Raw genomic sequence first — 18,883 nt, forward strand, 5'->3', positions numbered from 1 at the left:
CAGCTCCCTTTCCCGCCCCGGCTTATACCTGCGGCGGGGTATTTGACTTTCTCAGCCTCATCACCACGCCATGTAATCTGCGCACCGTCTTGGGAGCGGCAGATAAGAGCAGCAGGTAAATCTTTTGTTTTCGGGTTAAATACGGTGATTTTATGGTATCTGGCGTATGGGCCCGGCAGTATTTTTTAACTGCCGTATAAAAAGGATCGCCGGAAACCATTTGTTCCACCGGTATATGAAGCAGGTAATCCAGTCTCTGGTACAGTCCGAAACGGACTGCTTCCTCTGCAAGAGCCGGATATTTCTTTTCCACCACGCCCTGCACATAATCCGCATTCCGCACAATATCTACAAAAACCCGGGAAAAACATTTTTTATCCTTTTTCCTGGTATTGCTTCCTATCCGGTAATATACATGGTACAGCTGCAGGGGGAGGATGCAGACGCCGGCGTTTTCCTGCAGAAGCTCTACCAGAAGGAAAAAGTCCTCATTCAGTTCGCCCTCCGGGAATCTCCTGTCTCCCAACAGATTTCTGGAGGTGAGCTTGGTGCAGAAGGAGCAGTCTCCTCTGTGAAGCAACAGTTCACGCAGGAATTCTTCGCTGGTCATAAAACAAATCTGTTCGGGCGGCCGGCATACATCCGGCCTCTTTTCCCCATTTTCACCGATTTCATCTCTGGAGGCCTGCACCATCTGCCAGCCGCCCTTCTGCGCCTGTTCCATCAGCCGGGCATACATTTCCGGCTCGATATAATCGTCGCTGTCCACAAAACCAAGATATTCTCCCTCCGCCCGTTCTATTCCATAATTCCTGGCGGAGGAGGAACCTCCATTGGGTTTGTGGAACACCCGGATCCTCCCGTCCCTGCGGGCCAGCTCATCACACAGCCGGGCAGTGCCGTCCGTAGACCCGTCGTCTACCAGCAGGATTTCCAGATTTCCGTACGTTTGGGCACACACCGATTCCACACAGCGTTCCAGACAGTCCATTATATTATAAATCGGGATAATGACAGAAATAAGCGGTTCTCTCATTCCAGCGCTCCATAACGTTTGTTCCCGCAAGAATGGCTGTGGATATTTCCCGATAGGCAAGGCGGAGGAAGGAGACGATGCGGCAGCTTCGTTGGCTGACGGCAACGAGGCATATCGGGAAGTAGACCGGCCATTATACGACAAGCAGACCTTATGGAGCCCTTTCCCCTTTCTTCCCGGCCATATGACAGGAGCCACACTGAACGGCCCTTCGCAGGGCGGTTCCACCCTGTCCTCCTGCAGGTTTTCATAAAACCGCAGGCATTGCTTTGCCGCATTCTCCGCATTCCAGAGACGGGAGACCGTTTCATAGGCTCTCTGTCCCATCTTTCTTCTTTCCTCTCCGTTTTCCATCAGAAAGCAGACAGCCTCCCGGAATTCCTCATAGCTTCCGCCGGAGTAAATCATGCCGTTTTTCCCATGTTCTATGAGATAAGGAACCGCTCCCGCTTCCCGGTTTGCCACCACGGCGCAGCCGCTGTTCATGGCTTCATTCACCACGGCTCCCCAGCCTTCCAGATGATTGCTGGTAAAAAGATGGATATGGCTTTTTTCCATTCTCTCCCTTACCCGGGCAGGCTCCAGAAACCCATACATGGTAATCCGCTCCTCCAGCCCAATGCTTCGGATATCCTGCCGTATCGTTTCCTCCATCTCCCCGCTGCCGATGAGATGAATATGAAAAGAATAACCCATCCGCGCTAAATCCCCGCCCAGCCTCACCACGAATTCGGGATGCTTCAAAGGCATCAGGCGGCCGGCCCACACAAGCTGTATCTCCTCGCCCGATCCTTTCATCCGTTCCAGTTCCCCGCCGGCATATTCCTTTTTTTCCGGGAAATAACCGAAGCGGAACTTTTTCCCCGGATATGCATGGATCAGGGAAAAATCCGAAGCCACATAGGCCCCTGCACACAGCAGATATACCGGCTTGTTCCGATACCGGATGTGCTCCCGGTATTTGTGGAGCAGCCCCTTTGGGGATATGGCCTTCCACTGCCCTTCCCGGTATATCCGTTCGCTGATACGGATTGCCGGCTTTCCGCTGCCGAGCCGCTTTTCGATCACCTCTTCGTTCTCCATCCACCCGGCCAGCAGCAGATCACAGCCGTCAATCAGACCCCGGCAGATCTCCTCCTCTTCGTAAAGCAGATGCACATAGGGAATGGACCCGACATCCAGCGCCCAGCCCATCCGCACCCGCTCCTCCTCCATAGGCTCCGTCTGTATAAAGGTAAAATCCTCTCCCAGCTCCTGGAATAAACCGTTGCAGAAAGGGATTTGATGGTGATTGATGTAGTTAGAAATGAAGGTTAGTTTCATGGCCGCTCCTTGTTAATAAGAAATTTCCGGTTAGATGCTGATAGTTCCGTTCATAAAACACCACTTCTATGATTGCTTTGCGCAATTCAATACATTCCTTCTCGCTTCTTCCTTGGCGAATTTCATTTAAACCCCTATAATTTTCTATAAATTTAAAGAGAGAGTAATAACACCACAGTGCTATATACTCTCTCTTTGTGGCTAATTTTAGTGTTGTCTGCCAACGGCCAGCTATGGGCTGGTAAGCATATCCGATTTTAGTGTCAGCCCACTAGAAAAGCACACTTTTCTTTATAATATTATTATACGCAACGACGCTTTCTATGTCAATAGAATTCTCTTTTTTAAGTATCGCCGAAGTAACAGTTCAGCCGGGACTAAACTGTTACTATTTTTTCTCAATCAACCACAAATATACTTGTTATCGTAATATTACTCTGCTATAATGACAATGGTGCTACCCTACACGGTAGGCGGTTGCCCTCTTACAGAGGGACTGTGACCCTCTGATTACATAGAAACCTGCTTGCAGGAATTTAGTACGAAAGAGGGAATGGATAATGAGCGACTTTGAACTGTTATCGCTGGTTTTGATGATTCTTGCAATCATCATTCCTCTTCTGATAGCTTACATAGAAGCAAAGAAATAACCGCCGTGTCCCTAACAAAGATCGGCGGTTATTTCTAAACTGATTAATTGATGGGGCAACCGTCTATCGGTGGCACCTTTTATATTATTATAATAGCACCTCTGTATTCACATTGCAACATTTTCAAGAAATAAATTCCACAGCTTATTTTCTTTTTATCCTGTTATTCACAGTCTTCTTAACAGTTCCAATTCCTCCCTGCCCCCTCTTCCAATGAGGCTGCCACAAAACCAACTCCGAGTTCAATCGCATTATGTCTCTTACATGTGACCAACTCAATTGGCTATACAATGTGTAGCCAATCCTGCAATATTTCACGGTATATCTCCATCAGCCGCCTGTAATTTTCATTTCCGTCATGATTCCGGAAGGCCCGCTCCCTGGCTGCCTCCGACAGCTCCTGTGCCAGGCTGTCCTCTTCAAATACCCGGATGACACTTTGGGCCAGCCCGCGGATATCCCCCTTTTCGAAAAACAGGGCGCTTTTCCCATCCTCCGCCATGTCCGGAATGCCGCCCGTACGCGCCGCGATGCAGGGCAGGCCCAGCAGCATAGCCTCGCCCAGGGAATTAGGCGAATTTTCCAGCGCAGAAGGGCATACAAACACATGGCTGCCAAGATAGGCCTCCTTCATCTGTCTGTCGGAAAGCTGGCCCAGCACGGAAACCTTGTCCGCCAGTCCGTTTTCCTGGATAATATCCCGGAGATACTTTCCGTACCCGGAAATTTTCAGTTTCTCTTTCCTGCTGCCATAGGCAGTTATACGGTTTCCCGCCACACTCACATGGGCTGCGGGAAATTTCTCCAGGATATCCGGCATAGCCCGGAGCAGATAATGAAAGCCCTTCAGCGGATAATCCCCCTGGCTGGCAAATATTTCATAAGATCTGCATTGCCCCCGTTTCCATTTTCCATCATAGAAACAGGAACGCATGGTTTCATTCATTTTATGGTATATAAGCCGGGGATTGCATGCAAGCGACCCCAGCCGGTCAAATTCCGTCCGGCCGGTCACATGAGCGCTTCCCTGCAGCACCAGCCTTTCCCGTTCCCCGCGGATACGGAACTTTTCCTGCTGCTGGCGCAGGCTGTCCTTACGTATCCTATCCCGGAAGGTGGCCCTTTTCTGTACCGGCAGCGGCAAATCCGCCATATAGCTTTCCGCACATTCCCCAACCAGTCCCTGAATGCCCACCAGGATACGTTCCGGCTTTCCGAAGCTTCGCACCATAGCAAGGGCATGAGGGAATTCCGTCCCGAAAATATGGACAAGATCCGGTTGGAAATCCGCAAGGATTTCAGCAAATCTTTTTTCCATACAACGGTCGTAAATTTCAGGCCGCTTCAGGTTCTCCCGGAAGCCATAAACCATAACCTCTTTTTCCCCGGAAGGCGTCCCCCCGTCCTCCGCCTTCTCAGAAAGTTCCCGGAGCACCGTTTTTTTCTGGTATGCGGCAAGCTCCCCCTCTGCCGGAAAACAGACGGCAAGCTCCATATCCGCCTCTTGCTCCCCCAAAAACCGGTTTAATGCACCGGTCAGCCAGCCCTCCCGCACACTGTACCTTTGCCCCAATGCAAAAGCCACCGCTGGCGGGCAGATGTTGCACAGCCATAAAATACGCATGCTTACTTTCTCCTTCCGTAAATGGCTGATTTCACCTTATTATAGGCACCGGACATCACAGGGCTTTCCGCGATCCTGGTGCGCAGCGGCGCCAGGGAAACCAGCATAAGAAAAGCGTACAGCGTGCTTTTCCCCCACCCCAGATAGTACCGGGTTATCACCTTATGTTCCAGTGCGGATCGCTTTCTGTTTTCCTTTGTTTCCGAAAATCCGCCGCCCTCATAGAAAGCCACGGTTACCGGCATATAAACCGCCGGAGCCTTTTTATCATAGACCGCATACAGAAAATGCTCATAATCCGCCCGCACCCGGTAATCCGTATCATATCCCCGCTGTTCAAAAAGCCCGGCGTCATAGAAGCAGACCTGATGGCAGGGCACATTCCGGTAACAGGTAAAATCATTCATGACAGGAGCCGAATGTACCGGCGTGTTCTGCAGCTGGTTAAACTGATCCCCGTAAAAGATGCAGCACCGTCCCTTTCCCCCGTTCTCTCCCTGCCAACGTTCCATAAAGGAGGCGGCCTTTGACAGAACACTCCGGCTGAAAAACCGATCCCCGCAGTTCAGGAAAAGCACATACTGTCCCTGCACCCTCTTCACGGCCTGGTTCATACCGTCATAAATACCGCCGTCCGGTTCCTGGAAAAAACGGATCCTGCTGTCCGCCGGTATTTCCCGCGGTACCCCTTCCCCGAACAGACGCTGTACCGATCCGTCCGTACTTCCCCCGTCCTTGATTATAATTTCAAAATTCCCGTAATCCTGATCCAGGATGCTGTGAAGCGTGGAGAAAAGCTTGTCCCCCGGATTTAAGGCCGCCACCACAATACTAAAAAATAAATGAGCCATTCAACCATTCCTTTTCTGTGAAAATCCAACTGTGATAAGGCAGCACACGCACGCCTTCCTGGTGTGCCGTCAGTAAAAAATATACAAAATACAACAGGCAGAAGGCCGCTGTGAAAACATACATGATTCTTTTCTTATTACGCAGGGATTTGCCGCCTTGAAGGGTATCCGGCATATTTTTCAGAATACCCGGCACCAGAAACACCTGGGCCGTGATCAGATAATACCCGAAACGGGATACCAGCGGAAGAAAGGAAGCGCATGTATACAGGGCCAGCCCCAGCAAATTCAATTTAAAATACAGCAGATTCGCCTTATTTTCCTTAATCGTTTCCCGGTAGGCACAACATCCCAGCACCAATACGGCGGCACAGCGGATAATCCCCATCAGGCTTCCCTCCAGGCCGGTGTCCTTCTGCAGATAGATAGTATTCTGATACGAGGGATACAGCTTCAGTACCACGCCCATCCAGAATTCCCGGAACAGCGGAAGGCTTGCCGCCAGAATGCTTCCCAGGATAACCTGCCATTTTTTCCAGCGGCAGGAAGCAATCAGGTACAGAGGAATCACGATCAGCACCGATTTATGAAACAGTGCCGCAAACAGGATGAGTAAAATAAATTTCCCATATTCCTGTTTCAGCACATACCGCAGACTGTACAGCGTAATGGCAAGGACAAAATAATACCGCACCGTATTAAAGGTCCTGAAATAAAGTCCAAGCAGCATGAACAAAGCGAAGGAGATGGTAAAATCCACGCTCTGATCATACATGGCTTTCAGAAAAAGGATCGCGGTAACCACCGCAAAGAAACCAAATACCAGCAGATAATTTTCCCCGCCCGCCAACAGGTACAGCAGCTTTACCAAAAGATTGAACCCCGGTTCCGTCACCACATAGCCGCCCACATAGATTTCGTGGAAGGTGGTCACATAATTCCCGTAATCGTTTCCCACATCGATGCGCAGGGAGGCGACGCCGGCCATAAGCAGAAACAACGTAAACAACACAGCCCCGTTCATGGCCTGCCGCCTCGTAACTGCGCCGGCCCCATGCTCCCTGCCGGCAGCCTCCTGATTAACCAGACATGCCAGCGCTATGGCAGCCGCGCCCAGAAGCCCGTAAAAAATCATTGTTATACCCCCTGCCTATCGCAGGCTTGCCTGCGATACTGCGTGAATGAATCGTTTGAAAGGAACTTTCAAACTTATACCTCTCGCATATGAATCCCTTTTCTCATCAGGGCAAACGCCTCACCAAAGGAGTAATCCCTGCACATAACCTCTTTTTGCTTATACAGGAAACGCAGAGCCATGAGATACGCCGCCTTCCCGTACAGGAAACGGTAAAGCACGCCTCTGTCATAAAAAAACTTCTCATTATATCCATGAAACCAGGTGGAGGGCCTTCCGTTCTCTTTCCCTATGGTGACAGGAGCCTTATAAACCTTCAGCCCTTTCCGGATGCATTCCGCCAGAAACAGGCTGTCCTCCCCGTTGCTGTATCTGGCACCGCCCCCGAACAAAAGGGAGAAGGCGATATTCGCTTCTCTCAGTTTCTCCGTCTTTGCCGCAAAGCTGTAGGTGGGATACCTTCCGCAGTTATACCAGCGCACCCTCCCATAACCGTCTATATGGTAGGTCGCCCTGTCCTGGGGCACCTCCATGTTAAACAGAATCATATCGGCCCCCGGATTTTTCACGAACTCCGCCTCTATGGCCCTGACGGCACCGGGGCGGTAAATAATATCTTCGTCTGCAAACAGGCAGATATCCCCTTCCGCCCGCATAAGGCAGTTATTCCGGGAAAGGCCCACTCCCCGCTCCGCAAAGCTGTAGCACCTTATCCGATGCTCCTGGTAACGATATTCCTTATAGGTATTTTCCCCGCATTGGTTTACAATAACAGCGTCCGCCTGCAGATTCATACGCTCTGCCAGCGTATCCACATCCTCATTCACTGCGGAAACAAGAATTTCCAGCTTCATTTCGTTCTCACTTTCTGTAATAGGCCTTCAGGAATTTATCATCCGCATCCGTGAGAATAGCCCCTCTCACGGGTATCTGCTGTTTTTCCAGCTGCAGCAGGATGTGGGTCAGGGCCCTGCCGTTTCCGTACCCCCAGGGTACCACCAGAACAGCGCCATCTTTCCTGCGCATATCCTCACAGTCCTTTTGGCCGAAAGGCCAGGCCGCCCAATTGAGTGCGGGACCGTCCGCCATGCAGGCCGTCAGCACGGCTTCCACTTCTCCACGCCGCTTGCCGGAATCCGTTTCCGTTCCTTTCCGCCAGCCGGCATTCTTCCCTTTTCCCACCTCTATCAGGCAAAGCCCTTTGGCCCCTTTCAGAAGATAGGCGGCATTCGTTGCAAGCTCCTGTTTCAGCTTTTCATTTTTCTTACAGGTAAGAATACCCAGCAGAGGGGCCGCACAACGTTTCCGGAAATCCTCCTCCAGATAGATGGAATCGTCCATAATATAATGGAAAGTCAAAACAAGAAACAGAAGAAGCGCACCGCAGACAGCCCCAAGGCCGAAGGCATTGCCGGTTTTTGTGGCCCTCTCCACTGGGACTGCAGGCTCCACCAGCCAACACTGCATATCGCTCAGTCCCTCGATGGAACGGGCGAACTCTCCCAGACCATATTCATACCCCCGGGCGATTTCCTCCGACAGGGCGGCATCATCGGTAGTGATATATAAAGGCATCACCTTGATATCATTCATCTGCCCCACAGAGACCGATTCCTTCACCTGTTCCTTGGTTATGCCTTCCGGAAGCGCTTCCATCACAAAATCCACCACCTGGTCGGTCCTCATGATTTCCCCCCAGGTATAGGCATTATAATAATCTGCAATTTCCCCGTATTTATCCTTGTCAAAATAAATCCGGTATTGGGAAAACACCTGATACTGAACAGGTCCTGCCAGCACCAGGGCCTGGAACAGATAAATTCCTCCTGCCGCCGCCCCTCCAATGAGGGCCGCAGCCAGAAGCATCCATATCTTACGGAAAAGACAGAGGGCAAAACGCTTTCCGTCCATGCCCTCCTGCCAGAATTTTTCTTCTTTCATCAACTATTATCCTCTTCGGAATCCGACTTCATCGCCGTGATCTGTGCGGTATCCACACCCTCCGTACTCTCCGCCTTAAACAGGATCTTCAAAGTCAGAAGCATCAGCTTGATATCCATCCACACCGTATAATCCTCAATATAAGTCAAATCCAGCTTCAGTTTATCATAAGGGGTGGTATTGTATTTTCCGTAGACCTGTGCATAGCCTGCCAGCCCTGCTTTCACTTTCATACGGAAAGCGAATTCCGGCATTTCCTCCATGTAGCGGGCAATGATTTCCGGCCGTTCCGGACGGGGGCCGATAAAGGACATTTCCCCCTTGAGAATATTGATGAGCTGGGGAAGCTCGTCAATGCGCACCGCACGGATGAATTTACCCACCGGGGTAATCCGGGAATCGTTTTTGGCGGCGAGCCTGGCCACTCCATCCTTTTCCGCATCCACACGCATACTGCGGAACTTCAATATCTTAAATTCCCTGGCATCCCTGGTGCACCGAATCTGCTTGTACAGAACCGGGCCGCCGTCATACAGCTTGATCACAACTGCCGTAATCAGCATAAAGGGGGAAGCCGCCACCAGCAGAAGCAGGGCGCATACGATATCAATACACCGTTTGATAATCCGTTGTTCCACCGTCAGATTAAATTCTCTTGTAAGGAAAATAGGGGTATCGAAAAGATGCAGCTGTTCCGATCCCTTGATAATGACATCCGGGATTTTAGGCATCATATAAATACGGACGGAACGGCTGTAGCAATATTTAATCAGCTTATTCCTCACACCTGTGGGAATATCCCAAAGCACCACACCGCCGTACCCCTTTTCGATTTCATCCAGGATAGCATCCGCACCGGCCGATATATTCAGGCATTTGGAAATATTATATTTATCTTTTCTACTGGCAAATTTCTGCAGGATATCCGCAATCGGCCTGTCCCCATAAATCAGAAGAAGCTGTCTGGGCGGAAAAAGCTTCCGGTAAATCCGGTTCGCCAGATACGTATAGCAGGCAGCAAACACCACCTGTCCCAAAAACGCCATAAACAGCTGCAGCGGAGGTATCAGGCTGCCGTGGATCATCGCCATCTGCAGATAAGAAAAAATATTGGTGCACAGCAGAGCGAATACCTGGGATCCAAAAACCTCCATGGGCTTGAGATACCCCACCTTCAGTCCTCCGTAGGTCCTGGAAAAAAAGAACAGGACCACCAGGTAAAAGAACAGGATTAACAGATGGCCTTTAAAATACAGCTTTGTATCATATCTGAGGATAGCAGGATAATAATAACCGAAATAAGCAACGGCATAGCCGCCCAGCATAGCCAGCAGCCCTACATATGATATAAGTAAAACCAGCAGTCTTTTCCTGGATTCCGTTTGATTCATTTATTAGCTCCCATCCGTCCGCCTCGGCGGCTTTTATAAAATATGTTGTAACTGTTCAGTACCCTCACAGTTACTCTGCAAAAATCCATTCTAAATCGCCTTCGGCGATGGATTATTGCACTCCTGAATCACTTTCTTACAGTCAGCGCAGTAAATGCGCTGACCTGCTGAATAGTTACAATAAGTTTATCATACCTACACTCTCCTTGCAACCGCACGCAGGGCCCAGAAGCAGAAGTGGTACAGGCTTGTAAACAGGGAAAGCCCTTCCTGTCCGCGGTACAGGTGCCAGATTCTCCTGATTGCCTCCAGCTTGTTGGAGGACAGGGACTGTGCCGGCCTGCGGTAGACAGCCAGGTTCTCGTCCAACCCATACGCTGTGTAGCCGCTTCTCAGGATTTTCCACCAGGTAGCAGTATCCTCGCTTTTTACCTGAGGCATACAGACCAGATCCCTGCTGATTTTCTGCAGGTCAAAAAGAACTGTGGTAGTAAAAATCACAGTTCTGGAAAGTGCTTTTTTGTATGTGAGTGTCTCCGGCACATGGACGATTTTCCCGTTTCCCAGCCCATTGCAGTCACCGAACTCATATCCTGTAAATGCAAAAGCAGCCTGCTTTTCCGTTAAAAAAGCAAGCTCTTTTTCCAATTTTGCTGCTGCCCACAAATCGTCGGCATCCAGATACGCCAGGTACCTGCCCTGTGCAAGCGCCACACCCCTGTTTCTGGCCGCTGCCGCTCCGCCGTTGTGCTCCTGCCGCACCGGCCGGATCCTTCCGTCCTTTTCCGCCAGCGCGCATAAAGCTTCGAAGCTGCCGTCCGTGGAACAATCGTCCACCGCGATCAGCTCCCAGTTTTTAAATGTCTGTCCCTGTACCGTTTCCACCGTTTTTTCCAGGAAAGCGCCGGCGTTATAGACAGGCATGACAATACTCACCAAATCGTATTTCATCGCGTTACAATTCTTCCTTTACCAGATAAATGGGACGTTTCTTCACTTCCATATACGTTTTGGACATATACTGCCCGACAATTCCAAGGCAGAAAAGCTGGACCCCGCTCACCATACAGATAATACATACCATGGAAGGCCAGCCTCCCACCGGATCCCCGACAGCCAGTGTCTTTACTATAATTACCAGAATCAGCAGAAAAGCGATAAAGCAGAAAACCACTCCCAGGATAGAAGCCAGCGCCAGCGGCACCGTGGAAAAAGCGATAATTCCATCCAGCGCGTAGATAAAAAGCTTCCAGAAGGACCATTTGGTCTCTCCGTGCATACGTTCCACATTTTCAAACTCCAGCCACTTGGTGGAATACCCCACCCAGCCGAAAATCCCTTTGGTAAAACGGTTGTATTCCGTCATCTGCAGGATAGCGTCCACCACCTGCCTGGTCATCAGACGGTAATCCCTGGCCCCGTCCACTATTTCCGTCTTGGATATACGGTTCACCAGCTTATAAAACATTCTCGCAAAAAAAGAACGGACAGGAGGCTCCCCCTTACGCGTCACCCTCCTGGTCGCAACGGAATCATAGCCCTCTTTGATATAAGAAAACATTTCCGGAAGAAGGGACGGCGGATCCTGTAAATCGGCGTCCATCATCACCACATAATCCCCTTTTGCTTTCTGAAGCCCTGCATAAATAGCGGATTCTTTTCCGAAGTTTCTGGAAAAGGATACCAGACGCACTCTGTCGTCCCTTTTCTTCAAATCCTTAACTTCTTCCACAGTCCTGTCCCTGGAACCGTCGTCTATATAAAGGATCTCCACTTCAAGCCCTTCTTTTTCAAAGAAGGGGGTATTTTTCATCAATTCTTCATAAAAACAATCTACATTTTCTTCCTCGTTATAACAAGGGACTATGACACTCAGCAGACTCATGAATGTTCCTCCTAATTCGTAACCGTACCGATTCGTCCGGACGGTTACCCTTCCATACGTATCCTATCCGCTATTCTGGCTATGTATTCACTGTTGGTAGGCCGCACCGCCCCGGAAGCGGCGCTGTAGCCGAACAGATCTTCAAATACCGCCGGGTTCCCTCTTTCCCAGGAAACCTCTATGGCGTTGCGTATTGCCCTTTCCACTCTTTGTATATTGGTATGGTTGTTTTTAGCGATATTGGGATAAAGAAGCTTTGTCACACTTCCTACCAGTTCCATGTCCAAAGCGGTGAGCACAATGGCCTCACGCAGATAATAATATCCCCTCAAATGAGCCGGCACTCCCAGCTCAAGCATGAATTCCGATACGTAGCGTTCCATCGAAGACGCGTTACCATTTTCCGTCATATCATTCCCTCTCATTCCGCCGCATAAACGACTTTCCCGTTTTCCTGCAGTCATGCATTCCAAATAATCCATCTGCATTTTTCCTGCTTTTTCCAGGTCCATCTACAATAATAGCACGGTATAAAAGGAAATAGAATGAAAATCAATCGATAAATTTCGCACTATAAATACGAATTTTCTCCCTTATCCGACAACGTCTCCACGATTTCTTTCACCCGCTGCGCTTCGGACTGGGGGCACACCAAAACGGCTTCCCCTGCCTGTACAATGATTAAATCGGTAACGCCTACGGCGGCAATCAGCTTGTCTACAGAATACGCGGTACAGTTCCTGCTGTCAAGAAGTAAAGTTTTTCCCACGGTGATATTTTGATTTTCATCCCGGTCCTTCAAAGCGTCAAAGGCGTCCCATCCCCCCACATCGCTCCAGCCGAAATCACCGGTGAGCATGAGCACATGATCGGCCCTTTCCATGATTCCATAGTCAACGGAAATTTTAGGAATCCGGGGATAGATATCCCACAGGGCCTCTTCCTCCCCGGGGGTTCCGAAGCTTTCCGCCAGCTGCATCAGACATTCGTAAATATAAGGCAGAAGTTTTTTAAAATAAGAAAGTATGGTGGATGCTTTCCAGATGAACATACCGCTGTTCCAGGCATAACAGCCGGTTTGCAGATAGGCCGCCGCCGTTTCTTCATCCGGCTTTTCCACGAATTCCTCCACCCTGCGGTAAGGCTTTCCAACCGCTTCCACACTGCGGATATAACCGTAACCGGTGGAAGGGAAGGTGGGCTTAATCCCGATGGTTACCAGCGCATCCGTTTCCTCCACGGCCTTCACCGCTTGCCGCAGCGTTTCCCGGAAGGCAGCCTCTTCCCGGATATAAGGATCCGAAGGCACCACACACATGATACCGTCCCCGTATTTTTTAACAATCGTCACTGCCGCATAGCCGATGCAGGCCGCCGTATTCCTGGCTGCCGGCTCCGACAGGATATGATCCGCCTGCACCCGTCCTGCCGTCTGCGCAAGCATTACCTCCTTCTGGGAGGCATTGGTGACGATAAAGATATCTTTTTTGTCCGCAACGCCCAAAAGCCGGTCAACGGCCTCGTTAACCAACGTCTCTTTTCCCGAAAGGTTCAGAAACTGCTTGGGCATTTTTTTAGTGGAAAGTGGCCACAGCCTGGTACCGCCGCCGCCAGCCATCACGACTCCATATGTTTTCATAGATGCATATCCTCCCGCTTCAGGGCCTGCTGTCCGGCCCCGCCAGCCTTGTTATTTTCTTGCTTCCTGTACATGTTCCTGAAACCAGTCATAAGCCAGCTTCACACCTTCTTCCAGTTCTACCCTGTGGCTCCATCCCAGTCCATGGAGCTTGGTTACATCCGTCAGCTTCCGCGGGGTTCCGTCAGGCATATCCTTATTCCAGACAATGTCCCCTTCAAAACCTACCGTTTCACGCACGGTTTCCGCCAGCTGCCGGATGGTCACTTCCTTGCCGGTTCCGATATTCACATGCTGTTCCCCGCTGTAATTTTCCAGCAGGAATACACAGGCATCCGCCATATCGTCCACATACAAAAACTCCCGCAGAGGGGTTCCTGTTCCCCACAGCTCCACACTCGCCGCCCCATTCACCTTCGCTTCATGGAATTTCCGGATCATGGCCGGCAGCACATGGCTTCCCTGCAGATCATAATTGTCATGAGGGCCGTAAAGATTCGTGGGCATACAGCTGATAAAGTCATCCCCATATTGCCTTTTATAAAACTTACACATTTCCAGCCCCGCTATTTTGGCAATGGCATACGCTTCGTTGGTGGCCTCCAGCGGGCCGGTAAGCAGCGCATCCTCCGGGATCGGCTGGGGCGCCAGCTTGGGATATATACAGGTGCTTCCTAAAAACAGAAGTTTCTTTACCCCGAAGTCATGACAGCATTTGATCACATTGCATTGAATCTGCAGATTTTCGTATGCAAATTCTGCGGGAGCCGTATTATTGGCGTTGATACCGCCCACCTTTGCCGCTGCCAGCACAACCACATCCGGCCTTTCCTTTTCAAAAAAAGCGGTGACCTGCGCCTGGTTGGTCAGATTCAGCTCCCTGTGGGTTCTGCCGAACACATGTCCGTAGCCTTTTGCCTCCAAATTCCGCACAATGGCGCTGCCAACCAGCCCCCTGTGCCCTGCTACATAAATCTTATCTGTTTTTTCTATGCCGCTCATCTGTTATCCTCTTTTCTGTTTTATTGCTGCCGTCCAGGCAAGCCCGGACTGTTGCGCGTTGTTGCCTATAAGGATGGAACACGCAGCGTGGCAGCCGTTGTTCCCTTATGTTTCCCGATCACTGCGCCCGGAAGCCGTACCGCAGGTCCCCCGCATGCGCTCCCTCTCCCCGCAATTCAATATCCTGTATTCTGGGTGAGGAGGGGAATTTATCATACCCGATCTGCCCGCCGTCCGCAGGCACATATATCGTTACCCCGTCAACTTCATAAGTAATGGCCGCAAAGCTTCCATAACCCTGCTGCCGGATGTAATATGGTTCTCCCGCCGTTTCCGCTATTCCGCCCGCAAGGCCTGAACCTTTTATCAGGAGAAAAACGGACGCCCCGGCCGCAAAGGCATAACAGCCCATGCGTTCCAGCCTTTTGTTTTTTTCCGTCAGATAAACATAACCGTATCCAAGCACGGCAGTGGGCAGCATCAGTACATATACGTAACCATAACGGATCAATGGTGCTGAAAACTGCCAGAAAAAATAGCCGATTATCAGGACGGATGCATACAGAATCCAGTCCCATGCGGCTATTCCCCCGGTATCTCCCGCCTTTTTCCTGAACATGAGGGGGGAGCGCGCAGCGCGGCAGCCGTTGTTTTTCAGCAGCAGGGCCGCCCTTCCTATGGCAGCCATGCCCAGCACCGTACAGCCGGCACTTGCCGCAACCCACAGCTTTTCCAGCCCCTTCAATGACGCAAACCAGTTTCCCGCCCAGCTGGTAAAAGGGGTGTCATACAGATTAACGTCATACAGGAGCCTTGCGAAAACCTGGATTTCCTTGGAATCACAGTCCGCGTATCCTTTTTCAAGCTTCCAGTCCACCGGGAACACATCCAGGAAGGTAAACGGATAAAACAGCCAGCCGGATATCAGGACCCCACGTATCAGCCATGGAAGGGAAATCAATATGCCAAGCCCGATATACAGGGCAATCTCCTTCCAGCGTTTTCCTTTCAGGAGAAGGACCGCAGGCTTGAGGACCAGCAGAAGCATTACCGCCGCCGACAGCTTGACGGTTACCGTAAATACCAGCAGAAGGCTGAGAAGCGCATAAGGAACCACCGAAGCTTCCCTGCGCTCCAGCAAATCCAGCCAGGCAATCAGGATATAAAAAAGGAACAGCATGGCGAAATAATCGGAAGCGGGAGAAACCATTTCCCGGAACAGTACTGTTAAATAGTATACCGCCCCTAACCGGACAAAATCCGAAACCAGCACCCGCTTCCTGCGTACCAGCCTTCCCAGCCCGCAGCATTGTATTCCCACCAACAACGCCAGAAAGCCCTGGACGGCATGCATGCTTTCCGTCCAGGACCCGACGGCCGCCCACCGCATGCCATATATGGCGCACAGGGGAAAGGCCGCACTATTATAGGCAAATCTGCTGTGAAGGTTACCCAGGCCGGGAACAACACCGTACTCCTCTATCCAGCGGATGGCCTGCGCGTGGTAAAGGCCCGTATCCACATGCATATATCCCCGTGAAGTCCCGTAAGCCATGAGCAATACCAATACCGCTGCAAACAGCCGGCCTCCCGGCCCGCTTTCCTGCCATTTCTCCCGGATAAATGCAGACAGCTGTCTACGCAGGACAATAGCACTGACGGCGCAGAAAACCAGCAGCCCAAGATTGGCAGCAAGCCCCACTCCGGCAAACAGGCTGTACCCTTCCGCATATACCGTAACAAAAGCGAGTCCGGCCATGAAAATCCCCGTACCTGTGCGGCAGGCATATCCCCTTTCCTCTTCCGGCCCTGTTTTACGGAAAGGCATCAGTACCGTAAAACCCGCCAGAAAAGCAGTTATGCCTATATATGCCCAGTTCAGCAGAACAAATAACATAATTTCCCCTCGTCAAGCCGGATTACCGGCTCCTGTTTTTAAACCGTAACTGTTCAGTCCCTTCGCAGTTGCTTAAATTCCTCGCAGCTCATTCCCATGATTTCCTGCATATCCGCATCCATCATCATGGCAACCAGCCCCCTGAAATCCACTTTTCTCTTCCAATTCAGTTCCTTCTCCGCTTTGGAGCAGTCCCCCCACAGGAATTCCACCTCTGCCGGCCGGTAAAATTCAGGGTTCACATCCACCAGCAGCCTGCCGGTTTTCGAATCGTATCCCTTTTCATTCACACCCTGTCCTTCCCAGCGCACAATAATCCCCACTTCCCGGAAGGCTTCCTCCACGAACTCCCTCACGGTATGGGTCTCATTGGTGGAAAGCACATAATCGCCGGGCTTTTCCTGCTGCAGCATCAGCCACATCCCTTCCACATAATCCCCGGCAAAACCCCAGTCCCTCTTGGCATTCATATTTCCCAGGGAAAGCTTTTCCTGCTTTCCTGCCAGAATGGCGGCAATCGCCAGCGTAATTTTCCTTGTCACGAAATTCTCGCCTCTTCTGGGTGATTCGTGATTAAAAAGAATACCGTTGCAGGTAAACATATTATAGGATTCCCTGTAATTTACCGTAATCCAGTAGGAATACAGCTTTGCCACCCCGTAAGGGCTTTTGGGATAAAACGGCGTTTTCTCACTCTGGGGGGCTGTTTCCGGAAGCCCCCCGAACAGCTCCGAGGTGGATGCCTGATAGAAACGGCAGGGCCCTCCGTTGATACGGATCGCTTCCAAAAGCTTCAATGTACTCATTCCGGTGGCATCCGCGGTATACTCCGGCACCTCAAAGGAAATTCCCACATGGGACTGCGCCGCCAGATTATAAACCTCCGTAGGCCGTATTTCCGCCATAATGCGCATCAGCGCGCTGGAATCCGTCGTGTCTGCATAGTGAAGAAAGAATTTAACATTATTATAGGGGGAATGAATCAGATGGTCAATCCTGCTGGTTATGGAAATGCTGTGACGCCTTACCAGACCATGCACTTCATACCCTTTTTCCAACAGAAATTCCGCCAGATAAGAACCGTCCTGCCCGTTTATTCCTGTAATCAAAGCTACGTTTTTCATATATCATACCTCTCTGTCTCTGCCCTTTGGGCTTTTTTTGCTGCGGCTGCAAATCAATATATCATTTAATTTCTATGAAAACAATTTATAATCTTGCGTACAAATGGGAATATATTGCTATTGTATTGTTTTTGCTATATAATGGGTGTCAGTTGTACGGATGCCTTTACTGCAAGGTATCGAACCGTTTCAAATATATAAACTCGAACTTCGCAGGTGCCAGACGGCCCTCTGCCCGCTGTCGGCGCCCCTCTCCCGGGACTGAAAAGGAATTTTCGCAGGTGCCTTTCAGACCATGGAGATGAGACCAGTCAAATGTGTCAGCCTCATCTGACACATTTGACGCCCCTGGGCTCATCGGAATGCCTGGTCTGATGGACCTGCGAAAATCCTTTTCAGTCCCGGGAGAGGGGCGCCGACAGCGGGCGGAGGGCCGTCTGGCACCTGCGAAGTTCGGGTTTATAACTTTCAGGAAAGGGGATGCCATGGGAAAATCGTTATCGGACCGCGTTCTTGCAACGCCCTCCTCTTATGCGAAAAAGCATTATTTATACGTGCAGGAAATCGGTACGCTGACCAGTATGGAGCCTCATGTCAGTTCCAGGGAGAATATCAGCTCTTACCTTTTTCTTACTGTGCAGAAGGGAGAAGGGTATCTGACCTACCGTGGAAGGAAGCATTATATCCAGGCCGGGGACTGTGTTTATATTAACTGCAGGAACCAATACGCCCATGAAAGCTCTGCGGAGCATCCCTGGACATTGATGTGGGTGCATTTTAACGGAAACGGCGCGGATGATTTTTATCAGTCGTATCAGGGACAGGAACGCAGTTCCATTTTCCATCCGGCGGATACGGCTCCTTTTACAGATAGTCTAACCGCTCTGTTCGGTTTGATGCAGGCAAAGCCATCTCTTATGGAATTAAGCGCCCATAAGTATTTAACGGACATCATCACTCTTATTTTCACGGAAAACCGGCCGGAAACGCTTCAGGGCGCCGCCCTCTCACCAAAGCTTGCCCAGGTGCGTCAGTATCTGGAGGAGCATTATATGGAGAAAATTTCCCTGGAAGAACTGTCCTCTCTTTTTTTCATCAGCAAATACCATCTTTCCAGAGAATACAAAAAAAATTATGGAGTAACCATCGGAAGCGACCTGACGGCGCGCAGGCTGTCCCATGCCAAATCTCTTCTCCGTTTTTCGGACAGCTCCATTGAGGAAATTGCGGTGCAATGCGGCTTCGCAGACGCAGGCTATTTTATTAAGGTGTTCAAAAAAACGGAAACCATGACCCCGCTGGAATATCGTAAAAAGTGGTAATCATCCGGCAGTATGCGTATTTACAGGCGTTTATTCCCGCAGGATTGTTGAATATGGAAAGGA

15 protein-coding genes are annotated in these 18,883 nt (G+C 50.5%); 1 reads left to right on the top strand and 14 read right to left on the bottom strand.

The genetic code is table 11. The annotated features are described in order from the left end of the window. Positions 1-22 precede the first annotated feature (22 nt). The 14 genes from DXA36_RS33465 to gmd all read right to left on the bottom strand — a co-directional run bounded on the left by DXA36_RS33465 (position 23) and on the right by gmd (position 17,498). Positions 23-2,359, bottom strand: a complete 2,337-nt coding sequence (locus tag DXA36_RS33465) for a glycosyltransferase (protein ID WP_243114568.1) — start codon at positions 2,357-2,359, stop codon at positions 23-25. Between the two features lie 933 nt (positions 2,360-3,292). Then, the gene (locus DXA36_RS04855; protein ID WP_118676874.1) at positions 3,293-4,633 is read right to left on the bottom strand and encodes a glycosyltransferase family 4 protein; all 1,341 of its coding nucleotides are present in this window, start codon (positions 4,631-4,633) and stop codon (positions 3,293-3,295) included. 2 nt (positions 4,634-4,635) lie between these two features. Next, positions 4,636-5,484 (bottom strand): glycosyltransferase, encoded by an 849-nt coding sequence (locus DXA36_RS04860; RefSeq protein ID WP_118676876.1) that lies wholly within the window; start codon positions 5,482-5,484, stop codon positions 4,636-4,638. Then, entirely contained in the window at positions 5,465-6,619 is a 1,155-nt protein-coding gene (locus tag DXA36_RS04865; protein WP_118676878.1) for an EpsG family protein, read from the bottom strand. The genes DXA36_RS04860 and DXA36_RS04865 overlap by 20 nt, the downstream gene beginning before the upstream one ends. Positions 6,620-6,693: 74 nt before the next feature. Next, positions 6,694-7,473, bottom strand: coding sequence for a glycosyltransferase family 2 protein (locus tag DXA36_RS04870; protein ID WP_118676880.1), 780 nt, complete (start codon positions 7,471-7,473; stop codon positions 6,694-6,696). Between the two features lie 7 nt (positions 7,474-7,480). After that, the gene (locus DXA36_RS04875; RefSeq protein ID WP_118676882.1) at positions 7,481-8,560 is read right to left on the bottom strand and encodes a hypothetical protein; all 1,080 of its coding nucleotides are present in this window, start codon (positions 8,558-8,560) and stop codon (positions 7,481-7,483) included. Continuing rightward, the gene (locus DXA36_RS04880; protein WP_118676884.1) at positions 8,560-9,951 is read right to left on the bottom strand and encodes an exopolysaccharide biosynthesis polyprenyl glycosylphosphotransferase; all 1,392 of its coding nucleotides are present in this window, start codon (positions 9,949-9,951) and stop codon (positions 8,560-8,562) included. Before DXA36_RS04880 ends, DXA36_RS04875 begins: the two co-directional genes overlap by 1 nt. 195 nt (positions 9,952-10,146) lie before the next feature. After that, positions 10,147-10,902 (bottom strand): glycosyltransferase family 2 protein, encoded by a 756-nt coding sequence (locus DXA36_RS04885; RefSeq protein ID WP_118676886.1) that lies wholly within the window; start codon positions 10,900-10,902, stop codon positions 10,147-10,149. Positions 10,903-10,906: 4 nt separating this feature from the next. Further along, the gene (locus tag DXA36_RS04890; RefSeq protein WP_118676888.1) at positions 10,907-11,836 is read right to left on the bottom strand and encodes a glycosyltransferase family 2 protein; all 930 of its coding nucleotides are present in this window, start codon (positions 11,834-11,836) and stop codon (positions 10,907-10,909) included. A 44-nt stretch (positions 11,837-11,880) separates the two neighbouring features. Beyond that, positions 11,881-12,318, bottom strand: coding sequence for a sporulation initiation factor Spo0A C-terminal domain-containing protein (locus DXA36_RS04895; protein WP_243114569.1), 438 nt, complete (start codon positions 12,316-12,318; stop codon positions 11,881-11,883). A gap of 89 nt (positions 12,319-12,407) precedes the next feature. After that, positions 12,408-13,475, bottom strand: coding sequence for a mannose-1-phosphate guanylyltransferase (locus DXA36_RS04900; RefSeq protein WP_118676890.1), 1,068 nt, complete (start codon positions 13,473-13,475; stop codon positions 12,408-12,410). A gap of 51 nt (positions 13,476-13,526) precedes the next feature. After that, positions 13,527-14,477 (bottom strand): GDP-L-fucose synthase family protein, encoded by a 951-nt coding sequence (locus DXA36_RS04905; protein ID WP_182478934.1) that lies wholly within the window; start codon positions 14,475-14,477, stop codon positions 13,527-13,529. 118 nt (positions 14,478-14,595) lie between these two features. Continuing rightward, positions 14,596-16,374: an LIC_10190 family membrane protein gene (locus DXA36_RS04910; protein WP_118676892.1), complete on the bottom strand. Its 1,779-nt coding sequence runs from the start codon at positions 16,372-16,374 to the stop codon at positions 14,596-14,598. Between the two features lie 53 nt (positions 16,375-16,427). Next, positions 16,428-17,498, bottom strand: coding sequence for a GDP-mannose 4,6-dehydratase (gene gmd, locus DXA36_RS04915; RefSeq protein WP_118676894.1), 1,071 nt, complete (start codon positions 17,496-17,498; stop codon positions 16,428-16,430). Positions 17,499-17,983: 485 nt separating this feature from the next. Between gmd and DXA36_RS04925 the strand changes: the two genes are divergently transcribed. Beyond that, positions 17,984-18,820 (top strand): helix-turn-helix transcriptional regulator, encoded by an 837-nt coding sequence (locus tag DXA36_RS04925; RefSeq protein WP_182478935.1) that lies wholly within the window; start codon positions 17,984-17,986, stop codon positions 18,818-18,820. Positions 18,821-18,883: the final 63 nt, after the last annotated feature.

Source organism: Eisenbergiella sp. OF01-20 (assembly GCF_003478085.1).
Taxonomy (GTDB): Bacteria; Bacillota; Clostridia; order Lachnospirales; family Lachnospiraceae; genus Eisenbergiella.

Bases quoted from the DNA above. Each gene is read 5' to 3' on its own strand.
- DXA36_RS04890 (WP_118676888.1), bottom strand. From the start codon at position 11,836: ATGAGTCTGCTGAGTGTCATAGTCCCTTGTTATAACGAGGAAGAAAAT.
- DXA36_RS04885 (WP_118676886.1), bottom strand. From the start codon at position 10,902: ATGAAATACGATTTGGTGAGTATTGTCATGCCTGTCTATAACGCCGGC.
- DXA36_RS04870 (WP_118676880.1), bottom strand. From the start codon at position 7,473: ATGAAGCTGGAAATTCTTGTTTCCGCAGTGAATGAGGATGTGGATACG.
- DXA36_RS04855 (WP_118676874.1), bottom strand. From the start codon at position 4,633: ATGCGTATTTTATGGCTGTGCAACATCTGCCCGCCAGCGGTGGCTTTT.
- DXA36_RS04880 (WP_118676884.1), bottom strand. From the start codon at position 9,951: ATGAATCAAACGGAATCCAGGAAAAGACTGCTGGTTTTACTTATATCA.
- DXA36_RS33465 (WP_243114568.1), bottom strand. From the start codon at position 2,359: ATGAAACTAACCTTCATTTCTAACTACATCAATCACCATCAAATCCCT.
- gmd (WP_118676894.1), bottom strand. From the start codon at position 17,498: ATGAAAAACGTAGCTTTGATTACAGGAATAAACGGGCAGGACGGTTCT.
- DXA36_RS04875 (WP_118676882.1), bottom strand. From the start codon at position 8,560: ATGAAAGAAGAAAAATTCTGGCAGGAGGGCATGGACGGAAAGCGTTTT.
- DXA36_RS04910 (WP_118676892.1), bottom strand. From the start codon at position 16,374: ATGTTATTTGTTCTGCTGAACTGGGCATATATAGGCATAACTGCTTTT.
- DXA36_RS04860 (WP_118676876.1), bottom strand. From the start codon at position 5,484: ATGGCTCATTTATTTTTTAGTATTGTGGTGGCGGCCTTAAATCCGGGG.
- DXA36_RS04925 (WP_182478935.1), top strand. From the start codon at position 17,984: ATGGGAAAATCGTTATCGGACCGCGTTCTTGCAACGCCCTCCTCTTAT.
- DXA36_RS04905 (WP_182478934.1), bottom strand. From the start codon at position 14,477: ATGAGCGGCATAGAAAAAACAGATAAGATTTATGTAGCAGGGCACAGG.
- DXA36_RS04865 (WP_118676878.1), bottom strand. From the start codon at position 6,619: ATGATTTTTTACGGGCTTCTGGGCGCGGCTGCCATAGCGCTGGCATGT.
- DXA36_RS04895 (WP_243114569.1), bottom strand. From the start codon at position 12,318: ATGGATTATTTGGAATGCATGACTGCAGGAAAACGGGAAAGTCGTTTA.
- DXA36_RS04900 (WP_118676890.1), bottom strand. From the start codon at position 13,475: ATGAAAACATATGGAGTCGTGATGGCTGGCGGCGGCGGTACCAGGCTG.